Consider the following 20,098-nt stretch of genomic DNA (forward strand, 5'->3'; position numbering starts at 1 on the left):
ACGCCTCCCCAACCTCGCCGCTCACGCCCTGCGGGCGTTCGCGGCGTCCCTCGCGGGCTGGCTCGCGGCCTCCGCTTCGCTCCGGCCGCTCGCAGGCGCGCCACCGCACCCCTTTTTATAGCCCCTCGTCGCCGTCGCTCGTGGCTATTTAAATACGTTTTCGTCGCCATCGATCTGCGATACTCACTCCCGCTATGGATCGCCGTCGCGCCTGTGCTGAGCGATCGAGTATCGGAAACGGTCCATCGGATCGCGACGGAACCACCGCCACTATTTATAAAAACTAGCCGCACCCACCGCCGACATGGAGATCGGCGTGACCGTCGGCGACGACATCGACCGCCTCGCGGCGTCGCCGTCGCGGTTCGACTTCTGCGAGCTCGGCGTCGGCGAGCCGACGCTCGTCCCGAGCGAGATCGACCCGGAGCGGCTCGCGACCGCGCTCGGCGACCGCGACCTGCTCGTCCACCTGCCGTACGGCCAGCGGCTGGCGACGTACGTCCCCGAGGTCAACGACGCCATCGTCGACTACCAGCGCCGCCTGTTAACTGCGGCCGGCGACCTCGGCGCGGAGAAGGCGGTCCTCCACGCCACTTCCGCCGACCGCGACGACGTCGAGTTCCGGGAGACCGCCCGCGAGCAGCTCCGCCGGGTCGCCGACGCCGGTCGCGAGGCGGGCGTCGAGGTCGTCGTCGAGAACGTCGGCCACCAGCACGCGGGGCTCCAGCTCTCCGTCCTCGGCGACCTCGCTCGGGAGACGGACACGCCGGTCTGCTTCGACGTCGGCCACGCGTACATGGAGGGCGGTAACAAGGCGATCAAGCGGTTCCTCCGGAGCCACGGGGACAGAGTCTCGCACCTCCACTGCCACGACGTCCGCCGCCGCGGCGACACGCACCTCCCCGTGGGGGCCGGGGAGGTCGACTACGGCCTCGTCGAGTCCGAGCTCGCGGGCTTCGACGGCACGGTCGCGCTGGAGGTGTTCACCGACGACGAGACCCTCCTCCTCGATTCGGCTGAACGAGTCGCCGACCGACTCGGCGGGTCCTTTTGAAACTGCGACTCAGTTCGGCCGGTCGTCAGAGTCGTCCGCGTCCCGGCTCTCGTCGTCCCCGTCGTCGTCCGCGCCGGCGTCCGCGTCGTCCTCCCCGCCCGCACCGCTCTCCGCGTCGTCGCCCACACCGGGACCGGTCTCGCCGGCGTCCGGGTCGGCCTCGTCGCCGTCGATCTGGCGCTTTATCGACTCCAGCTCGGACTCGACGTCGACCTCCGGGGGGTCGTCGGCGTCGCCGGCCGCTTCGCCCTCGGCGCCGTCGTCTCCCCCTTCGCCGGGGTCGGTCACGTCGATCTGAACCGGGGTCCCGTCGTCGTCCCGGTCGGACCGCGTCTCGTCACGCTCGCGGCGCCCGTCGTCGCGCTCGCGGCGCCCGTCGTCTCGCCGACCGTCGCGGTCCCGCCCCAGTCGCCGGTCGCGCGCCGCGTCCGCCTCCCGGCGCCCCTCGTCGATGCGGGACTCGATCTCCGCGGTGAGGTCGCGCGCGTCGGCGATGATCGACCGGGAGGCGGCGTCTTCGGGGAGGTCCGCCTCCGAGAGCGCGGTCCGGAGCTCCGAGAGCGACCGCGAGAGCCCGGCGGTCGCGCCGTCGCGGACGTCCGCGAGGCGGTCGCCGGCGCCCTCCGCGCCCTCGGCGACGCTCCGGCCGGGATCGGCGAGCCGGAGGGTGCCCTGAAGCAGTTCGAGCGACTTGATCGTCGTCTCCAGCAGGGCGATGAGCGTCGGAATCGTGTACTGTTCGGTGAACCGGACCAGCTCCGAGAGCCGGGGCGGCCGCGGGGGCCCGCGGCGGTCCTCCTCCGTCTCCCGGAGGTCGGCGCGGAGCTCGCTCAACACGTCCTCGAGCTCGTCGAGCCGCTCCTCGAGGTCGTCGTCGTCGCATCGGTCGCGGGAACTCATGCCGCGTCGTAGGCGGTCCGCGGATAAAAAGCCCGGCAGCGCAGATGATTCAGAACCCCTCGCGCAGGTGCGTCGTCCGCGGCGGGAACAGCGCGCGGAGGCCGGCCGCGAGGCCGTCGCCCCGGTCCGCGTCGTCGACGGCGAGGCCGTCGCCTCGAATCACCTCGTCGACCGACCGGTACCCGACGTACAGCTGCGAGAGAGCGCCAATCTCGACCGCGGCGTCCGCGTCACCGACCTCGGAACCGCTCTCGTCGCCCGCTCTCTCGGCGCCGTCGGCCGGCTCGACCGCTACCGCACCGTCCGCGACCTCGACTCGGAACGTCCGGTCGTTCCACTCCGCGAGGGGGTCGACGACCGAAAGCGAGAACGCGGCCTCGACCGCCGGGTCGGGGGAGAGCGCTTCGAGCGCGGCCGCGACGTCGACGAGGCGGACCATCGGGCCGGTGCGGACCTCGCAGTCGACGGCGCGCGGGTCGTCGACGAGGTCGAGCAGGGGCGCGTCCGGCGGGGCGCGGATCCGGACCTCGTCGACCTGCGAGTCGTGGTTGCGGAAGAAGCGCAGCAGCTGGAACCACGCCTCGTCGTCCGTGACGGCGACGTCGGTGACGCGCAGGACCGGTCCGTCCGCGTCGTCCGGCTCCTCGAAGCTGTACGCGCAGACGGCCCGGAGCTCGCCGTCGCGCTCCCAGCCGTAGACGAACGGGTCGGTCTTCCACCCTTGGAGCGTCCGCTCGCGCCACCACTCCTCGGTCCAGTCCATCGTCAGGTCGTAGCGGTCGGCCATCGCCGCGAGGACGGGCGTCACCGCCGAGTAGTCCTCCTCGGCGAGCCGGCGAAAGCGCCCGGCGTCGTCGCCGTCGGTCGCGATCAGGTCGTCGACGAACCCCAGCTGGGCCGGCGGCGCGCTCAGGCGGCGGTATCGGCTCGCGGTCGCCCAGCCGTAGTTCGCGTAGAATGGGTACTCGAAGGGCCACAGCGTCGAGACGAACACGCCGCGCTCGCGGTACTCAGCCAGCGACTCCCGAAGCATCCGGCCGACGTTCCCGCGTCTGCGGTGTTCCGGCGGGGACGCGACCGCGGAGAGCCCGGCGACCTCGCGGTCCGCGTCGCGGATCCGCAGCGAGAAGTAGTGGTGCGCGCAGACCGCGACCGGGTCGCCGCCGTCGAACAGCCCCCGCCTGTCGGCGATGGTGTCGTGATCGTCCGCCGCTTCGGGGTCGTACGGACCCTCCGTCGGGGAGAAGGCGTACCGCATGAACGCGTCGAACTCGTCGCCGCGCTCGTCGGGGAACGGTCGGTACTCCATACGCGGTCGGCTCGCGGGAGCCGAATAAGTCTTCCCGGAGCGTGCGGGAGCGTCTCGACCTCCCCTCGGCGACCGCCTCAGTCGAAGCGCCCGCGCCGGTACTGGACCGGCCAGTCGGCCTCCTCGCCGAGCTCGTGGGCGGCCTCCAGCGGCCAGTACGGGTGCCGGAGCATCTCGCGGCCGAGCGCGACGAGGTCGGCCCGTCCGTTCCGGACGAGGGCGTCGGCGTGGGTCGGCTCCGTGATCCCGCCGACCGCGGCGACGGGCACGTCGGTCCCCTCGCGGATCGCCGCGGCGTAGGGCACTTGGTACCCCGGGCCGGCGCTCGGGATCTCCTGATCCGGGTGGATCCCGCCGCCCGAGACGTCGATCAGGTCGGCGCCGGCCTCGGCGAGCAGCGGCGCCACCCGCACCGAGTCGTCCACGTTCCACGAGTCGCGGTCGGGGAGCCAGTCCGTCGCGGAGATCCGGACGAAGACGGGCTTGCCGCCGGGCCAGACCTCGCGAACGGCCTCGACGACCTCGCGCAGGAGGCGAGTGCGGTCCTCGAAGCTCCCCCCGTACCCGTCGTCGCGGTCGTTGGTGACCGGCGACAGGAACTGGTGGAGCAGGTAGCCGTGGGCGGCGTGGACCTCCGCGACCTCGAACCCGATGTCACGCGCGCGCTCCGCGGCGGCCGCGAACGAGTCGATCACCGCGTCGATCCCGTCCCCGTCGAGCCGGCGCGTCTCGGCCAGGTCCCCCTCGTCGACGTCCGGGTGCGGGTACGGCTCGTCGGTCGCGGAGACGGTCTCCCACCCCTCGGGCTCGTCGACGGAGATGGGGCCGCTCCCCTCGGCCGGCGGGCGGTGCGACGCCTTCCGGCCGGCGTGGGCCAGCTGGATCCCCGGCGTCGCGCCCTGCGACCGGACGAACTCGACGATCGGTTCGATCGCTTCGGCGTGCTCGTCGGACCAGATGCCGAGGCAGTTCGGCGTGATACGGCCGCGGTCCTCGACGGCCGTCGCCTCGGTCATCACGACCCCCGCGCCGCCGGCGGCGCGGGCGCCGAGGTGGACGCGGTGCCAGTCGTTCGCCATGCCGTCCTCGGCGGAGTACTGGCACATCGGCGACAGCATTACGCGGTTTCGGAACTCGGTGTCGCGGAGTGAAAGCTGCGTGAACAGCGTGTCGGTCACGGATCGCCGAACGCCCCCGGCGACGTAAGTCCCACCGATCCCCCGCGCGGATCGCCGGCGACGGTTTAGGTCGACCGAAATCTATAACAGCACCGGCCCCTGACCGGATGGTAATGACAACGGGAGACCGGATGGAGCGGGACGTCGAGTCGGCGGCCGACGAGCGGCCGGCCGTCGCCGCGACCCGCTGCTCGCAGGAGCGGACCGTCTTCGCCGAACAGGGGAACACCGACGCGTGGATCGCGACCGACCTCACGGTCGATCTCGACCTCGAACGGTAACGCCGACCTCGCCTTCTACGCCCTTCGCGTTCGCCGCTCAGTGACGCCTACTCCTCGGAACGCAGCGTCTCGCCCGACGCTCCGGACGCGCGCGTCGAAGACGCGGCTCCCGCGCCCGTCGTCACCTCGCGCTCCCGCCGCTCGTCGACGAGCGCGCGGATCCGGTCCAGGATCGCGTCGAACCGGCCGCGGTCGGACCCCTTCTCGAAGTAGGCGTCCGCGCCGGCGCCGAACGCCGCCGCCTCGCGCTCCTCGCCCGGACACGTGGTGTGGAAGACGACCGGGAGCCCGCGGCCCGCCTCGCGCAGCCGTTCGGTGAGGTCGACGCCGTCGCCGTCGGGGAGCCGCTGTTCGGTCACGACGCAGTCGACCGCGACGCGTTCACCGTCGACCTCGACGCCGGTCTCGACCGCGTCGAGCGCGTCCGCAAAGCGGCCCACCGAGCGGACTCGGACCCGGTCGGTGAGCCGCGCCGCGAACGCCTCCAATAGCTCCGCGGAGCGCGCGTCGGGCTCGACTTGGAGGACGGTTATCGGCGCGTGGCGCGTCTCCGCGGCTCCGGCTGCGGTCGGTTCTGATCGATCGGCGGCTGCGTTCGTGTCCGCGCGTGCGTCGGACGGCGGGGATGTGTTGTCGGGCATGGGTTGCGTGGCGGGCGACGAGTCGTCGAGGAGCGACTTACTACTACGGTGGTGATTTTCTTCGAAAAATAATTTCATCTCCGACGGCATAATAATACCGCGATCACCGTTGTCACGGGCTCAGAGCCGATTATTCGGTGGTATCACCGCGAAAACACCGGACGAAAGTGGGGGCGGCGAGCGGTCGCGGGGACGGTCCGCGAGCGCGGCGGGGGTTCCCGGAACGGGGTCGCTTAGGCGAACAGGTCGCGCGCCTCGCGGACCGCGTCGACCAAGGCGTCGACCTCCTCGACGGTGTTGTAGAAGTAGAAGGAGGCGCGCGCCGAGGCGGCGACGCCCATCTCGTCGTGGAGCGGCTGGGTACAGTGGTCGCCGGCGCGGATCGCGACGCCGTAGTCGTTGAGGATGCTGGAGAGGTCGTGGGCGTGGACGCCCTCGACGTTGAACGCGACGAGACCGCCGCGGTCGTCGCCGGGCGGGCCGTAGATCTCGACGCCGCCGAGCGCCTCGAGTTCGTCGTAGGCGTACTCGGCCAGCAGGTCCTCGTGGGCCTCGATCCGGTCCATGCCGACCTCCTCTAAGTACTCGATCGCGGCCGCGAGGCCGACCCCCTGCGCGATCGAGGGCGTGCCGGCCTCGAACTTCCACGGGAGGTCCTCCCAGGTGGAGTCCTCGAAGGAGACGCGACGGATCATGTCGCCGCCGTAGAGGTACGGCTGCATCCCGTCTAAGATCTCCTCGCGGCCGTAGAGGGCGCCGATCCCGGTCGGACCGCACATCTTGTGGCCGGAGAAGGCGAGGAAGTCGACGTCGAGGTCGCCGACGTCGACCGGACGCGTCGGGACCGACTGCGCGGCGTCGGCGAAGATGAGGGCGTCGTGATCGTGGGCCATGTCGGCCAGCTCGCGGATCGGATTCACGGTGCCGAGCGTGTTCGACACGTGGACGACGGAGACCATCTCGGTGTCGTCGTCGATCAGCTCGGCGGCGTGGTCCATGTCGAGCCGCCCCTCGTCGGTGACGTCGACGAAGCGCACGTCGGCGCCCGTGCGCTTGCCGATCTGCTGCCAGGTGACGAGGGAGGCGTGGTGCTCCATCTCGGTGAGGACGACGTTGTCTCCCGGGCCGAGCTCCTCGAGTCCCCAGGCGTAGGCGACGAGGTTCATCGCCTCGGTCGTGTTCTTCGTGAAGACGATCTCCTCGCGGCCGTCCGCGCCGATGAACTCCGCGACCGCGTCGTGGGCCTCCTCGTAGGCGACGGAGGCCTCCTGGCTCAGCTGGTGGATCCCGCGGTGGACGTTCGAGTTGTAGCTCCGGTAGTAGTCGGAGATGGCGTCGACGACCGGGTCGGGCGTGTGCGAGGTCGCCGCGTTGTCGAGGTAGACGAGGGGGGTGTCGTCGCCCTCGCCCTCGCCCGCCGTCTCCGGATCTCCGCCGACCTTCCGATCGAGGATCGGGAAGTCGGCGCGGAGCGCCTCCACGTCGAACGGGTACTGTTCCTGAACTCCCATTACCCCCAATCGGGGCCCGAGGGCTAACACACCTTCGGTCCGGTACGTCTTGCCCGTATCGCTGACGCGCGGGATCGCGCGATCCGCGGGCGGCTCGCCGCCGAAATCCGACCGTCCGGTCGGCGACCTTCGGTCTACTCCCCCCAGTCGGGGTTCGCCCGCGGCGGCGAGAAGATGTCGTAGCCGACGGCCGGTTCGTTGGTCCGGTTCTCGGCGGCGTGCGGCTCGCCGCCGGGGATCGCGTAGGTGTCGTCCGGGCCGACCACGCGCTCCTCGCCGTCGACGAGGAAGGTGAGCCGCCCGGCCGTGATCACGCCGATCTGCTCGTGCGGGTGGTCGTGTTCCGGCACCGTCTCGCCCGGCTCGATCTCGAACCGCTGGATGCTCATTCCCTCGCCGACGGCGCCCTGCGTGAGGAACACGCCGTCGACCGCCTCGACCGCCTCCACGTCCGCGTCTGGTACGACCTCCATACGGCCTCCCGCGACCCGGAGGCACCTAAATCCGCGGGCGCGGGCAGTCGGCGCCGGAGGCGTCGGGCCCGACCGGCGCGGCGCGTCCCGAACCGCGCCCTCACGGGAACGGGTGGTACGGCCGGTCGAGCGCGGGCTCGAACCCCATCGACCGCGGCACCTCGCTCGCGCGGTCGCCGAAGAAGGGTTCGCCGGTGAACAGCGGCTGCGCGCCCGGCACCAGCACGCGGACGGCCTCGAAGCCCAGCGCTTCGAGGTCGCGGGTCGTCACCCGCGCGACGTACGGGTCGAGCCCGACGCCCTCGACGCGGTCGACGACGGCGTCGAGCTCCTCGGTCCCCGTCAGCGCCGGCTCCCCGAGCCCCTCGGCCGAGACGCTCGCGTCCGGGTCGAAGAACGCCGCGGTCTCCGCGGGGAAGTCGGCGTGGCGACCGATCGCGGCGCCCTGCTCGGCGGCCGCCTCCCGGCCCATCGAGCGGAGCTCGGTCCAGTTCTGGAGCGCCTCGGCGAGCGCGCTCCGCGCCGCCGCGGCCGGGTCGAGGTCGGCGCCCGACCCCGCGGCGAACCGCGGCCAGTCGCCCTCGCGCTCGACGCCGGCCGCGACGACCGGCACGTCCACGTCCGTCGTGACGAGCAGGAGCGTCGCCGACAGCGACTCCGCGCGCGCCCGCTTCTCCAGCTCGGCGACCCCCGGGTCGTCGACGTCGAGCCCGAGCGGCTCCGTCGTGGAGTACCAGCCGGTCATCGTCGCGTCGCGCTCGATCGACTCGTACAGCCCGGAGAGCGCGGCGTCGGGTCCGGAGCTCCCGAGCCCGAGCCCGGTCGTGATCGGCGGGCGGTACCGGTTCTCCGGCGGCGGGAAGCCGACGAACTCCGCCGGGAGGCTCGCGGGGTCGCCCGTTCCGAGGCGCTCGCCGCGGACCCACGGGAGGGCGTCGTCGCGGTCGTACGCCTCGGCGCCGTCGGGGCGGACGAACGCGTCCGGCGTGACCGGGTTCGGCACGTTCGCGGCCGGCGCGCGCGTGAACTCGGCCTCGCGGTAGACGCCGGCCGCGTACCGCTCTAACCCCTCGCCGAGCGCCTTCATGAACGCGGCGTCCCAGTCGGCGGCCGCGCCGCCGCCGAAGTCGGCCGCGTCCGCGTCGGAGAACGGCGTCGTGTCCGCGACCCGGGCGACGTAGTACGGCAGCGGGAACGACTCCTGTTCGCCGACCTCGCTCAGGGCGCCGATCCGGGGGTCGACGGCCCGCTCCGCGCGGTCGATCGCGTCGTCGAGCCCGCGGTCGGCGTGGTCGCGCGGGAGCGCGTCGCCGGGGGCGGCGCCGCAGCCGCACCCGGGCGCGGGCAGCAGCGTCCGCTCGGAGCCCGGCACCTCGACGACGGTGTCCGCCACCGGGTCGCCGGCGAGCAGGCGGATCGCCCGTCGCCCGGCCACCGCGCCGGCGTACCGCACGGCGGACCGGCGGCCGGTCGGCGCGTCGGCCGGCTCGGCGCCCCCGCTCTCGACGCGGGCGCGCAGGCAGTCGTAGCAGGCGTCGTCGAACACCGTCACCGCCGCGTCGAGGTCGGCGAGTGGGACGCCGCCGAGCCCGCCCACCTCGACGGCGACCCAGCGGTCGAGCAGTTCGTTCGCGGTCGCGAACGCCGACGACCCCGCGGTGTCGACGACGACCGCCAGGTCGAACCCGTCGAGTAACTCCGCCTCGACGGGCATCGCGTTCACGTCGACGTCGCCGAGCGCGGCCGCGGTCGCCTCGACCGCGGGGCCGTCGCCGACAAGTCCGATATCCATACCCGGTCGACGCGAGGCGGCGAAAAAAAGCCGCGGGGTCCGCGGCGCGCGGCGGAGCGCGCAACGGGGCCGCGGCGCGCGACCGGACGCGTGACGAGACTGCGGCGGGAACGGGAAACGGCGTTCAGGCGGGCGTCGCGGCCATCATCTCGGCGGCCTCGGCGGCCAGATCGGCCGCGTCGACGCCCTGGAGGCGCTCGTCGCCGAGCTTCAGGCGGAGGCGGGGGCGACCGACGTCGATCGGGACCTTCTCGGTGTCGATGATGCCGAGGTCCTCGAGGCGCGTCTTCGTCCGGGAGAACGTCGCCTTCGAGGCGATGCCGACGTCCTCGCCCCACTTCGAGATGTCGTAGAGCAGCACGTCGTTCTTCGCCGCGACGAGCAGCGAGACGGTCACCTCGTCGAGGTCGGCGCGGCCGTCGCCCTCGGTCGCGTCGAGGACGGCGTCGAAGTCCGCGCGCGCCGCCTCGCCGATCTCCGACTCCATCGTCTCGCGGACCCGGCTGATCGCCGGCGTGCGGAGCGTGTACGGCTCCGCGTCGTCGAACGCGCTCCGGTGGGAGCCGTACACCTCGTCGACGAACTCGTCGTCGTCGGTCGAGAGCGCGGCGACGCCGTCCCCCGCGGTGACCAGGGCGACGACCCGGGAGGGGGAGACGAACAACGCGTTGTCGACCTCGCCGTCCAGCACCCGGAGGTCAAGAGCGCCGTCCGCCACGAGGTCGGCCGCCCGGGACGCGACGACGAAGTCGTCCATGACGCCCTTGAGCGTGCGCTCGTCGGCGAGCATCGACAGCTCCGGGAGGTCGTCCCGCCCGACCGCGGTCTCGACCAGCGATACGATCGTCTCCGCGGAGGGGTCCACGACGAGCAGCTCGTCGTCGCCCCCGGCGAACGCCGCTTCGAGCGCCGCCTCGACGTCGGCCGCCAGTAAATTCGACACCATTTATCTCTTCGATCAAAAGCCGGTTGCGTATTTAATATTAACGGGAATCATGGGTCGAACAACGCGCGCAGCGGGCCTCAAACCACCGAAAACGGCCGATGAGCGGCGTCGGAAAATTTCCCGTCTCGGGAGGTCGCTTCCGAGCCGCCAGTCTTCTCTCGGCCGGGGGTCTTTCCCCGGGACTTCGCTCTCGGGCCGACCGTCAGGGGGAGCCGCGTCCGCGGACGGAGCGCCGGCATTTCCGCCGGCGACGGAAGGATTAATGCGCGGTCGCGCCCGCGTTCGCACATGGACCACGAGCACGTCCGGGAGGTCGACCCGGCGGTCGCCGACGCGCTGGCGGGCGAGCGCGACAGACAGGAGCAGACGCTCGCGATGATCGCGAGCGAGAACCACGCCAGCGAGGCGGTGCTGGAGGCGCAGGGGAGCGTCCTCACCAACAAGTACGCCGAAGGCTATCCCGGGTCGCGCTACTACGCCGGCTGCGAGTACGCCGACGAGGTGGAGGAGCTGGCGATCGAGCGCGCGAAGGAGCTGTGGGGCGCCGACCACGTCAACGTCCAGCCCCACTCCGGCACGCAGGCGAACCAGGCGGTGTACTACTCCGTCCTCGAACCGGGCGACAAGATCCTCTCCCTCGACCTCAACCACGGCGGCCACCTCTCGCACGGCCACCCCGCGAACTTCACGGGGCAGCTGTACGACGTCGAGCAGTACGAGGTCGACCCCGAGACGGGGTACATCGACTACGAGGGGCTCCGCGACGCGGCCGAGTCGTTCGAGCCGGACATCATCGTCTCGGGCTACTCGGCGTACCCCCGCACCGTCGACTGGGAGGAGATCCAGGCGGCCGCCGACGCGGTCGACGCCTACCACCTCGCCGACATCGCGCACATCACCGGGCTCGTCGCCGCCGGCGTCCACCCCTCGCCCGTCGGCGTCGCCGACTTCGTCACGGGCTCGACCCACAAGACGATCCGCGCCGGCCGCGGCGGGATCGTGATGTGCGACGCGGAGTTCGCGGACGACGTCGACTCGGCCGTGTTCCCCGGCGGGCAGGGCGGTCCGCTGATGCACAACGTCGCCGGCAAGGCGGTCGGCTTCAAGGAGGCTCTCCAGCCCGAGTTCGAGGAGTACGCCCGGAACGTGGTCGACAACGCCGAGGTGCTCGCCGAGACGCTGCAGGAGCACGGCCTCTCTCTGGTCTCCGGCGGGACGGACAACCACCTCGTGCTGGCCGACCTGCGCGACTCGCATCCGGACCTCTCCGGCGGCGACGCGGAGGACGCCCTCGCGGCCGCGAACATCGTCCTCAACGGGAACACGGTCCCCGGCGAGACGCGCTCGCCGTTCGACCCCTCGGGGATCCGCGCGGGCACCGCCGGGCTGACGACGCGCGGCTTCGACGCCGACGCCATCGAGGAGGTCGGCGACCTGATCTACCGCGTCGTCGACAACGTCGACAGCGACGACGTCATCTACGAGGTCGGCGAGCGCGTCGTCGAGCTCTGCGAGGCGCACCCGCTGTACGAGTGACGACGTAGCGCCGGCCGGCCGCCCCGGTCGCCCTCGATCGCCGCCCCGGGCCGCCGCTCTCCCGCGCCGACGAATCCATGCGTAAAAGTGGGGGCGGCTCGGAATGGGCGGTATGGACGCTCCGTCGTTTCTCGCCGCCCGCCTCGACCGCGGCGCCGCGCCGCTCGCCGTCGGGGACGTGATCGCGTTGATCCTCCTGTTGACCGTGGGGACGCTCAACCACCAGACGATCGAGTTCCTGACCGCGAACCCGCTGTACCTGCCGGGCGTCTACGCGCCCTTCCTGATCGCGTGGGCCCTGATCGCGCCGCTCGTCGGCGCGTACTCCGCGGGCGCGGCCGAGACCGGGAAGTCCTCGGTCCCGCTCGTCGTCCGGTCGTGGATCCCCGCCGCGGTCCTCGGGCTCGCGCTCCGCGCGTTCGTGTTCCGCGGCGGCGCCGAACTCACCTTCGCCGCCGTCATGCTCGTGACGGGGTCGCTCGCGCTCGGCGGCTGGCGGGCGCTCTACTTCCGACTCCGGTAGCGTTCTCGTCCGATTTCGGCGCTCGGCCGCCGTTTCTTCCCCCTTTTTTGCGTTCTCGAACCGCGTCGGCGACAGCTCGGTCCGGTTCATAAGTTATGAGTCACATCTGCGTGTTCACGAACGAACCGCCTCCGAACCGCGGGAAAAATTTAATATGGATTTCTCCGTTAGTATTCGACGGGAGCATGACTGGATACTACGACTACGTCCTCGGGCTCATCCCGGTAGCGCTGATCGGTGTGACCGCCTCGCTCACGCTGGTCGGACTGTCGGTAACGTCGGCGCTCCCGTTCGGCGCCGTCGCCGCGGGGACGGTGATGGCTCACGCGATGTTCGTCCGAAATCCAGTCGCGCTCGACGCGCCCGCGGAGCGCTCCTTCGACGGCGACGCCGGCGAGCGCTCCGCGGTCGGCGGCTCGGCCGCGGGCGGCTCGACGGCGGGCGGTTCCTCCGCGGGCACCGCCGACTGACGGTCCTGTCGCTCCTCCCTTGCCGTTCCGGTCGCCGCCGCGACCGTTCGCCGCGTCCTGTATCGTTTAGTCCCCGCGCCCCGAGTGGGCGGGTATGACGGACGCCCTGTTCCTCACGAGTTCCGAGGTCGACGACCTCGCCGAGCCGGCCGACTACGTCGCCGCCGTGCGCGACGCCTACCGACAGGTCGGCGAGGGAGCGCCGGCGGAGCCGCGGACGAAGCTGTTCAACCGCGAGCCGCCGGGGATGTTCACGACCTACGCCGCCGTCCTCCCGGAGACGGGCGCGATGGGCGGGTACAGCTACTCCGCCGGCTTCGGCGCGGAGGACGCGTGGTTCATGACGCCGCTGTTCGACGCCGAGTCGGGCGAACCGCTCGCGCTGCTCGACGGCGCGTCGATGAATCCGTTTAAAACGGGTGCCGCGGGGGCGGTCGCGGTCGACGCGCTCGCCCGCGACGACGCGACCGAGCTCGCCGTGATCGGCAGCGGCGCGCAGGCGCGCGGGCAGGTCGCGACGACCGCGACGGTCCGCGAGTTCGAGGCGGTGCGCGTCTTCTCGCCGACCCCGGAGAGTCGGGAGTCGTTCGCCGCCGACTTCGACGAGCGCCTCGACGCCGACGTGGCCGCGGTCGCGAGCGCGAGCGACGCGCTGGCGGGCGCCGACGTCGTGATCACCGCGACGACCGCGAGCGACCCCGTGATCGACGACGCCGACGTGGAGCCGGGGACGCACGTCACCGCGATGGGACAGTACCACCCGGAGAAGAACGAGCTGCCGCCCGAGCTCGTCGCGCGGGCGACGTACGTCCCCGACCTCCGGGCGCGCGCGACGCAGGACGCCGGCTCGTACCTCGCCGCGGTCGAAACGGGCCTGATCGAGGAGGGCGAGGGGATCGCGGCAGATCTGGGCGAGGTCGTCGCAAGCGACCACCCCGGCCGGACGAGCGATGACGAGGTGACCGTCTTCGACTCTGGCGGGACCGGCGTCGAGACGGTCGCGGCCGCACACATGCTTTATAAGCGGGCGAGCGAGAGGGGGCGCGGACAGACGATCGACTTCGCGCCCGCGAGCGAGGCGCTGACCGGGGAGTAGTCACGAGAGCCGCGAGGTGGTAGCCGGAGGTTGAAGTGCCGCGCCCGCCTCCCGGCGCACATGCTGATCGGCATCGTCTCCGACACGCACGACGACCTCGCCGCCGTCGAGGCGGCCGTCTCGCTGTTCGAGCGCGAGGGGGTCGACGCGGTCGTCCACTGCGGCGACTTCGTCGCGCCCTTCTCCGTGACGCCGTTCGACGCGGACTTCGACTTTCACGCGGTCCGCGGGAACAACGACGGCGAGTGGGCGGTCGAGTCGACGGTCGAAGAATTTGGCGCGTACCACGGCGAGGCCGCGGCGCTCTCGTTCGAGAGGGCGGGCGACAACGCGGTCGACGTCGCGGTCACGCACGGCACGAGCGACCTCGTCGTCGACGCGCTCGTCGACTGCGGCGACTACGACTACGTGTTCCACGGCCACACCCACGCGCACGGCGTCGAGGAGCGCGACGGGACTATTCGGGTGAACCCGGGCGGGCTTCCGATCCCGGTCGAGGGCGCGGACGACGCGTTCCGGGTCGCGACGCTGGAGACGGCGGAGTCAGGAGCGGACGCCGTGACGCACCACGTCCTCGATGAATAAGAGAAGCACGTGACGCAGAGCGGCTGTTTATAAGCCGACTCGGGACACGGTGTTGGATGTTTATAAGCGATCGTCGACTCTGCGGTGAAGGCCGCCAAAGCCCCAGCCGCTCGCTTATAAATGGCTGCCAGCAGATCGGCGGCGACCGCCTCCAAAGCCCCAGCCGCTCGCTTATAAATGGCTGCCAGCAGATCGGCGGCGACCGCCTCCAAAGCCCCAGCCGCGAGGGCTCGGTGCGCTCGCTGCGCGCCTCGGTCGCTCGCGCTGCTCGCTCCCTGCGGTGCTTACATCGCGCGCCTTCGCCCTCGCGGCTGCCCCTTTGAGTCCCGCCCCGCACAGCACCGCAACCTCACCCCTCCCCAACCTCGCGGTTCGCTCCGGGCTCCCTTCGGTCGCCCGTCGCTCACCGCGTCCCTCGCGCGTGCGACTCGCACCCTGCGGGCGCTCGTCGGCACGCGCCACCGCATCATTTTTTTATAAGCGATCGCGCCGCATCTAACTGGCATTTAAACTGCGATCCTACCCCGAGTTTTATCGCCGCTCGTTCGCTCTATTGGTTCATGAGACACGCACAGGGGCCGCTCCTCACGATCGACCTGACCGAGCGGACCGCGTCGACGGCACCGATCGACGACCGGCTCGCGTCGTTCGTCGGCGGCCGCGGGCTCAACACGTCGCTCGCGTACGACCGGATCCCGTTCGACGCCGACCCGCTCGGGCCGGAGAACCGCCTGTACCTCTCGACGGGGCCGATGCAGTACTCGACGACCTCCTACACCGGCCGGATGGCCGCCACGGGCCTCTCGCCGCTCACGAACGGGCTGCTGTCGTCGAACGCGGGCGGGTTCCTCTCGCGGAACTTCACCGGCGCGGGATACGCCGCGGTCGAACTCGTCGGCGCGAGCGACGACCTGCTCGCGGTCCACGTCCGCGAAATCGGGCCGGACGGCGAGCCGGACGTGACGTTCGAGGAAGTTTCCGATCTGGCGGAGGCCGAGGTGTCGGCCGTGTCGGATCGGTTCGCCGAGACGCACGACCTGGAGCCCGAACACGTCGCCTGTATCGGGCCCGCGGGGGAGAACGCGGTCCGGTTCGCGTCGATCATGACCTCGGACACGCGGGCGTTCGGCCGCGGCGGGCTGGGGGCGGTCCTCGGGTCGAAGGGCGTGAAGGCGCTCACGTTCGACGGCGACGCCGAAGTCGACCTCGACCTCGACTGGCCCGACGAGGCGGGCGAGGTCCACCGCGAGGCGGCCACCTCCGACTCGATCATGAAGCGGCAGGGGACGACGAGCGTGACGGAGCTGGCGAACGAGGTGGACGCGCTTCCGTCGTACTACTTCGCGGAGACCTCCTTCGAGGGCGTCGAGGGCATCTCCGGCGACCGCGTGGAAGAAAAGAAGTACAAGAAGGGGACCTGCTCGCAGTGCGCGTTCGCGTGTAAGCTCCCGACGCGCGACGAGGAGACCGGCGTCGAGACGGAGGGGCCGGAGTTCGAGACGGTGATGGCGTTCGGCTCGAACGCCGGCGTCGACGACGTCGTCGACGTAATGGCCGCCAACGAGCTGTGCGACGAGCTGGGGATGGACACCATCTCCTGTGGCGACGTCGTCTCGATGTTCTTGGAGAGCGAAGACGAGTTCGGCAACGCGGACCTCGTCCGCTCGCTCGTCGAGCGGATCGCCTACCGCGAGGGCGTCGGCGACAAGCTCGCGGAGGGGGTCCACCGCGCCAGCGGGGAGTTCGGCGCCGAGGACTGGACGGTGAAGGGGTTGGCCTTCTCCGGCCACGACGGCCGCGCGCTCAACGGCCAGGGGCTCGCGTTCGCGACCGCGAACCGCGGCGCCGACCACATGTACGGGGAGTTCTACCCCTACGAGTACCCGCTCGTCGACCCCGACGACGCGCTCGACCCCCAGGGGCTCGACGGGAAGCCGCCGAAGCTCGTCGCGAAGGAGAACCGCAACGCGGTCCTCGACTCGGCCGTCGTCTGTAAGTTCTCGCGGGGCACCGTCACCGACGACCGGCTCGCGGCGCTGCTCGACGCCGACTACGACGCCCTCCAGACGCTGGGCGCCCGGATCGTCGAGCTGGAGCGCGCGTTCAACAACGCCCGCGGCTTCGACCGCGCGGACGACACCCTCCCGTACGCCGACGCCATCGAGGGGTTCGACGACGCCCTCTCGGAGTACTACGCGATCCGCGGCTGGAACGACGACGGCACCGTCCCGGGCCACGGCGACGGGCTCGACCCGGCGAGCGCGGCGCCGGCCGACGACTGAGGCGGTCTCACTCGGGTCGGTCGCCGGGCTCGACGTCGACGCCGCGGAACTCGAACCGGGCGCCGCCCGTTTCGCTCTCAGCGAGCTCGACCGTCCACCCGTGCGCCTCCGCGACCTCGGCGACGATCTTCAGCCCGAAGCCGGTCCCGTCCGGGTCCGACGTCACGCCCGCCTCGAACGCCTCCTCGCGGTCACCGGGGTCGATCCCGGGGCCGTCGTCGGCGACGTAGAAGCCGTCGCCGTCGGGGAGCGCGCCGACCGTGACGGCGACGTCGGGGCCCGCGTGGGTGACCGCGTTGACGAAGAGGTTCTCCAGCGCCTGCCGGAGGCGGCTACGGTCGGCGGCGACGACGGCGCCCGTCTCGACCGTCAGCGTCGCCGACTCGGTGTCGGCGGTCTCCCAGCACTCCGCGACGAGGTCGGCCAGCGGGACGGGCTCGGTCTCGTCGATGCCGGCGCCCTGTCGGGCCAGCGCGAGCAGGTCCTCGATCAGCGCGTCCATCCGGTCCAGCGAGCGCTCGACCGCGCCCAGCTCCTCGACGTCGATCGACTCGTCGGCGAGCCGGTCCGTGACGATCTCGAGGTTCCCGGCGGCGACGTTGAGCGGGCTCCGCAGGTCGTGGGAGACGAGGCTGGCGAACTCCTCCAACCGGTCGCGCTCGCGGGCGACCTCCGCTTCGCGCCGGCGGAGCTGTCGCTCCCGCTCGATGCGGACCAGCACCATCGTCACCGTCGCCGCCCAGATGCGCGCGACCGCGAGGTCCGAGTCGTCGAACGCGTCGGGAACGGTCGCGCCGACGTTCAACACGCCGTACCGGCCGAGCGGGACCACGAGCTCGCTGCGGATCGTCGCGTCGTCGTCGTAGCGGTCGGGGTCGTCGCCGACGTCCGCCACGTAGGTCGGCTCGCCGCTCTCGAAGGCCTCCCAGGTGATGCTCGGCTCGTCGGCCGCGAACGTCGGATGATCGCCGACGACGGCGTCCGCGGTGTCGGTCCAGACGATCGGTTCGAGGGCGTCCGACTCCTCGTCGTACAGCCAGATCGCGGCGATCGGGTGGCCGAGCACGTCGTCGACGTACGACACGGCCGCCTCGGCGGCCGCCTCCCTGTCGGTCGTCTTCAGCAGCTCCCTGGTCGCCTCGTGGAGGGATTCGAGCGTCTCCGTGCGGCGCTGGAGCGCCAGCCGCCGCGTCCGCTCGTTCGAGACGTCGATCGCGGTGACGACCGCGTACGGGTCGCCGTCTATCTCGAACGGGCCGACGCTGACCCGAGCCGGGACGAGGACGCCGTCGCCGCGGCGCACGGCCAGCTCGAACCCGTCGGCGAGCGACCGCGCCTCGCCGGCGCGCGTCGTCTCGATCAGCGCCGTCACGCCGTGACGGGAGCCCGCCGCTTCCGCCTCGCTCCGCTCGTCGCTCCGGGAGGCTCCGCCTCCGGTGTCGTCGCCGTCGGTATCGGTTCCGAATGGCGGCGTCGACCCGCCGCCGCCCCAGTCCAACTCGGTCGGGTCCTGGAACACGTCGTCGATCGATCGCCCGGCGAGGTCCGTCGGATCGAGGCCGAACACCGCCTCGACGCTCGGTGTGCCCGCGCGGACGACGCCGTCGCCGTCGACGACGAGCGTGGGGTCCGGGGTCGCGTCGATCGCCTCTGGGAAGCGGTCCATGGTCACTCCTCGGTCGGCTCGTGGACGTGCCCGCACTCGGGGCAGCGCACCTCCTCTCCCCGGAGGTCGGCCGAGGAGGCGCGCACCTCGCGCATCACCTCGCTGATCTTGTCTTCGGCCTCCAGCTCGTCGGCGACGGCGAGGTCGACCCCCTCCACTTCGAGGAGGAACTTCGCGACCTCCGTCACCTCGTACATCATCTCGTCTAAGTCCTCGGCGGTGAAGAAGCCGGACATCGCGCCGTAGAGGAACGTCGCGCCGGCCTTCGTCACCTTCTCCTCGAAGGAGTAGCGCGCCTGGTTGACCGCCTGCGGCGTGTACGTGTCGGTCATGAAGGGGACCAGCTCCGGGAGGTTCTCGCCGATCTTCGTCATCTCGACGCCCGTCTCAGTGCGGAAGTCGGCGCAGAGCCGCGCGATCGCCCACTCGCGGGCCGTGATGTACGTCCGGTCGCGGAGGAACTCGTTGACGCGCTCGTAGCGCGCGCCGTCCATCTTTGTGAACCGCTCGTACTTCTGGACGTCCCGCGGCACGTCGTCGGACTCGTCGCCGGTCGCGTCCTCGGTGTCGGGTTCCTCACCGGTCGCGGTCGGATCCTGTTCGCCGTCCGTTCCGCCTTCGTCGTCGGCCGCGTCCGGCTCCGCTTCCGGCGTCTCGTCGTCCGATCCGTCGTTCGATTCGTCGCCCGCTCGGGAGTCGGGCTCCCCGTCGCCGCCTCCAGAGGGGGACCGGTCCTCGGGCGGGGACCGGTCCGCGGCGGAGTCGCCGGTCTCGCCGGCCGAGTCGGCCGCCGAACCGGTGTGATCGCTCATACCTCTGAAACTCCACGGGCGGGCAAAAGCCTTGTCGGTGGTCGCCCGCCGGAGATCCACTTTTGTACCGGCGCGTGGAGGGATGGGGCATGAAGGTGCTCTGCGGGATCGGCGGCAGCGACGACTCGTTCCGCGCGCTCGACCGGACGGTGGAGCGCGCGGCGATCGCGAACGACGACCTGACGATCGCCGTGGTGGACAACGAGGACTCGTCGGTCGCCCCAGACGAGGTGATGGAACGCGCCCGGGAGGCGACAGACGAGGCCGAGATCGACGCCGAGGTGCGACGCGTCGAGGGCGACCCCGGAAGCCGACTGGTCGAGATCGCCGAGACCGAGGGGTTCGAGGAGATCGTCTTGGGCGGCGGCCACACCAGTCCGATGGGGAAGATCACCATCGGCTCGATCGCGGAGTTCGTCCTGCTGAACGCGAAGACGTCGGTCACGCTGGTCAGATGAGCGACCGAGGCTACCCGGACGCGGTGGCGGACGAGTTCCCGCCGCCGCCGACCGCGTTCACCGACCGCGAGGACCGCGAGATCGAGGTCCGGCCGTACGAGGGCGAGGAGGCGGTCCGCGAGGCGCTCGTCGAGATGTACGACGCCTTCGACCCGGCCGACCGCGCGCAGGGGATCCCCCCGGGCGGCGAGGAGCGCATCCGCGAGTGGCTCGACGCCATCCTCGGCGACGACTGCTACAACGTGATCGCCTGGTGCGGCGACGAGGCCGCCGGCCACGCGACGCTCGTCCCCGACGGCGACGCCTACGAGCTGGCGATCTTCGTCCACCAGGAGTACCAGCGCGCCGGGATCGGCACGCACCTCATCCGCGGGCTGCTCGGGCACGGACAGGCGAACGGCGTCGAGAAGGTGTGGCTCACCGTCGAGCGGTGGAACCGCGCCGCGGTCTCGCTGTACAAGAAGATCGGCTTCGAGACCTCCGACGCCGAGAGCTTCGAGCTGGAGATGGGGCTGCGGCTCCGCGCGGACGACGGAGACGAGGACGGCGAGGACTGAGGGACCTCGCTCGCCGGAATCTTCAAGC

At 71.5% G+C, this 20,098-nt stretch carries 20 protein-coding genes; 10 read left to right on the top strand and 10 right to left on the bottom strand.

Features of this window, described 5'->3' with window-relative positions:
• The first annotated feature begins 304 nt into the window (after window positions 1-304).
• Entirely contained in the window at window positions 305-1,054 is a 750-nt protein-coding gene (locus tag AC4NMM_RS09325) for a sugar phosphate isomerase/epimerase family protein (RefSeq protein ID WP_491924145.1), read from the top strand.
• A 9-nt stretch (window positions 1,055-1,063) separates the two neighbouring features.
• Here AC4NMM_RS09325 and AC4NMM_RS09330 read toward each other — a convergent pair whose 3' ends face one another.
• The 3 genes from AC4NMM_RS09330 to AC4NMM_RS09340 form a co-directional block, all read right to left on the bottom strand.
• Complete coding sequence (locus AC4NMM_RS09330; protein ID WP_491924146.1) at window positions 1,064-1,954, bottom strand: DUF7547 family protein; 891 nt, start codon at window positions 1,952-1,954, stop codon at window positions 1,064-1,066.
• Window positions 1,955-2,003: 49 nt separating this feature from the next.
• Complete coding sequence (locus AC4NMM_RS09335) at window positions 2,004-3,263, bottom strand: GNAT family N-acetyltransferase (RefSeq protein WP_491924147.1); 1,260 nt, start codon at window positions 3,261-3,263, stop codon at window positions 2,004-2,006.
• A gap of 77 nt (window positions 3,264-3,340) precedes the next feature.
• Window positions 3,341-4,441 (bottom strand): NADH:flavin oxidoreductase/NADH oxidase, encoded by a 1,101-nt coding sequence (locus tag AC4NMM_RS09340; RefSeq protein WP_491924148.1) that lies wholly within the window; start codon window positions 4,439-4,441, stop codon window positions 3,341-3,343.
• Window positions 4,442-4,554: 113 nt separating this feature from the next.
• On the opposite strand from AC4NMM_RS09340, the gene AC4NMM_RS09345 reads away from it, so the two are divergent.
• Complete coding sequence (locus AC4NMM_RS09345; RefSeq protein WP_172863954.1) at window positions 4,555-4,722, top strand: hypothetical protein; 168 nt, start codon at window positions 4,555-4,557, stop codon at window positions 4,720-4,722.
• A 47-nt stretch (window positions 4,723-4,769) separates the two neighbouring features.
• Here the strand turns inward: AC4NMM_RS09345 and AC4NMM_RS09350 are convergent, their stop codons facing one another.
• The 5 genes from AC4NMM_RS09350 to tbsP all read right to left on the bottom strand — a co-directional run bounded on the left by AC4NMM_RS09350 (window position 4,770) and on the right by tbsP (window position 10,085).
• Complete coding sequence (locus tag AC4NMM_RS09350) at window positions 4,770-5,363, bottom strand: response regulator (RefSeq protein ID WP_491924149.1); 594 nt, start codon at window positions 5,361-5,363, stop codon at window positions 4,770-4,772.
• Window positions 5,364-5,596: 233 nt separating this feature from the next.
• Window positions 5,597-6,874 (bottom strand): aminotransferase class V-fold PLP-dependent enzyme, encoded by a 1,278-nt coding sequence (locus AC4NMM_RS09355; RefSeq protein ID WP_491924150.1) that lies wholly within the window; start codon window positions 6,872-6,874, stop codon window positions 5,597-5,599.
• A 134-nt stretch (window positions 6,875-7,008) separates the two neighbouring features.
• Window positions 7,009-7,347 (bottom strand): cupin domain-containing protein, encoded by a 339-nt coding sequence (locus AC4NMM_RS09360; protein WP_491924151.1) that lies wholly within the window; start codon window positions 7,345-7,347, stop codon window positions 7,009-7,011.
• A 100-nt stretch (window positions 7,348-7,447) separates the two neighbouring features.
• Window positions 7,448-9,139, bottom strand: coding sequence for a YcaO-like family protein (locus AC4NMM_RS09365; RefSeq protein WP_491924152.1), 1,692 nt, complete (start codon window positions 9,137-9,139; stop codon window positions 7,448-7,450).
• Between the two features lie 124 nt (window positions 9,140-9,263).
• Complete coding sequence (gene tbsP, locus AC4NMM_RS09370; protein ID WP_491924153.1) at window positions 9,264-10,085, bottom strand: transcriptional regulator TbsP; 822 nt, start codon at window positions 10,083-10,085, stop codon at window positions 9,264-9,266.
• A gap of 288 nt (window positions 10,086-10,373) precedes the next feature.
• Here tbsP and glyA point away from each other — a divergent pair, with 288 nt between their 5' ends.
• The 6 genes from glyA (at window position 10,374) to AC4NMM_RS09400 (ending at window position 16,577) form a co-directional block, all read left to right on the top strand.
• Complete coding sequence (gene glyA / locus AC4NMM_RS09375; protein ID WP_491924154.1) at window positions 10,374-11,621, top strand: serine hydroxymethyltransferase; 1,248 nt, start codon at window positions 10,374-10,376, stop codon at window positions 11,619-11,621.
• A gap of 112 nt (window positions 11,622-11,733) precedes the next feature.
• On the top strand, window positions 11,734-12,144 hold the full coding sequence (locus tag AC4NMM_RS09380; protein WP_096394789.1) for a DUF3054 domain-containing protein: 411 nt from the start codon (window positions 11,734-11,736) through the stop codon (window positions 12,142-12,144).
• Window positions 12,145-12,329: 185 nt separating this feature from the next.
• Window positions 12,330-12,614: a DUF8015 family protein gene (locus AC4NMM_RS09385; RefSeq protein ID WP_096394791.1), complete on the top strand. Its 285-nt coding sequence runs from the start codon at window positions 12,330-12,332 to the stop codon at window positions 12,612-12,614.
• A gap of 94 nt (window positions 12,615-12,708) precedes the next feature.
• Window positions 12,709-13,710 carry an ornithine cyclodeaminase family protein gene (locus tag AC4NMM_RS09390; protein ID WP_491924155.1) on the top strand — a complete coding sequence of 334 codons (1,002 nt, stop codon included), beginning with the start codon at window positions 12,709-12,711 and terminating at the stop codon, window positions 13,708-13,710.
• 60 nt (window positions 13,711-13,770) lie between these two features.
• Window positions 13,771-14,295: a metallophosphoesterase gene (locus AC4NMM_RS09395; RefSeq protein WP_491924156.1), complete on the top strand. Its 525-nt coding sequence runs from the start codon at window positions 13,771-13,773 to the stop codon at window positions 14,293-14,295.
• 560 nt (window positions 14,296-14,855) lie between these two features.
• Entirely contained in the window at window positions 14,856-16,577 is a 1,722-nt protein-coding gene (locus tag AC4NMM_RS09400) for an aldehyde ferredoxin oxidoreductase family protein (RefSeq protein WP_491924157.1), read from the top strand.
• 7 nt (window positions 16,578-16,584) lie between these two features.
• Here AC4NMM_RS09400 and AC4NMM_RS09405 read toward each other — a convergent pair whose 3' ends face one another.
• Both AC4NMM_RS09405 and AC4NMM_RS09410 read right to left on the bottom strand, forming a co-directional pair.
• Entirely contained in the window at window positions 16,585-18,249 is a 1,665-nt protein-coding gene (locus AC4NMM_RS09405; protein WP_491924158.1) for an ATP-binding protein, read from the bottom strand.
• The gene (locus AC4NMM_RS09410) at window positions 18,246-19,055 is read right to left on the bottom strand and encodes a DUF5806 family protein (protein WP_096394801.1); all 810 of its coding nucleotides are present in this window, start codon (window positions 19,053-19,055) and stop codon (window positions 18,246-18,248) included. The genes AC4NMM_RS09405 and AC4NMM_RS09410 overlap by 4 nt, the downstream gene beginning before the upstream one ends.
• Window positions 19,056-19,144: 89 nt before the next feature.
• Between AC4NMM_RS09410 and AC4NMM_RS09415 the strand changes: the two genes are divergently transcribed.
• Together AC4NMM_RS09415 and AC4NMM_RS09420 are read left to right on the top strand one after the other, a co-directional pair.
• Window positions 19,145-19,513: a universal stress protein gene (locus AC4NMM_RS09415; RefSeq protein ID WP_096394803.1), complete on the top strand. Its 369-nt coding sequence runs from the start codon at window positions 19,145-19,147 to the stop codon at window positions 19,511-19,513.
• Window positions 19,510-20,070: a GNAT family N-acetyltransferase gene (locus AC4NMM_RS09420; RefSeq protein ID WP_096394805.1), complete on the top strand. Its 561-nt coding sequence runs from the start codon at window positions 19,510-19,512 to the stop codon at window positions 20,068-20,070. Before AC4NMM_RS09415 ends, AC4NMM_RS09420 begins: the two co-directional genes overlap by 4 nt.
• Window positions 20,071-20,098 lie beyond the last annotated feature (28 nt).

Source organism: Halorubrum sp. SD41 (assembly GCF_058630335.1).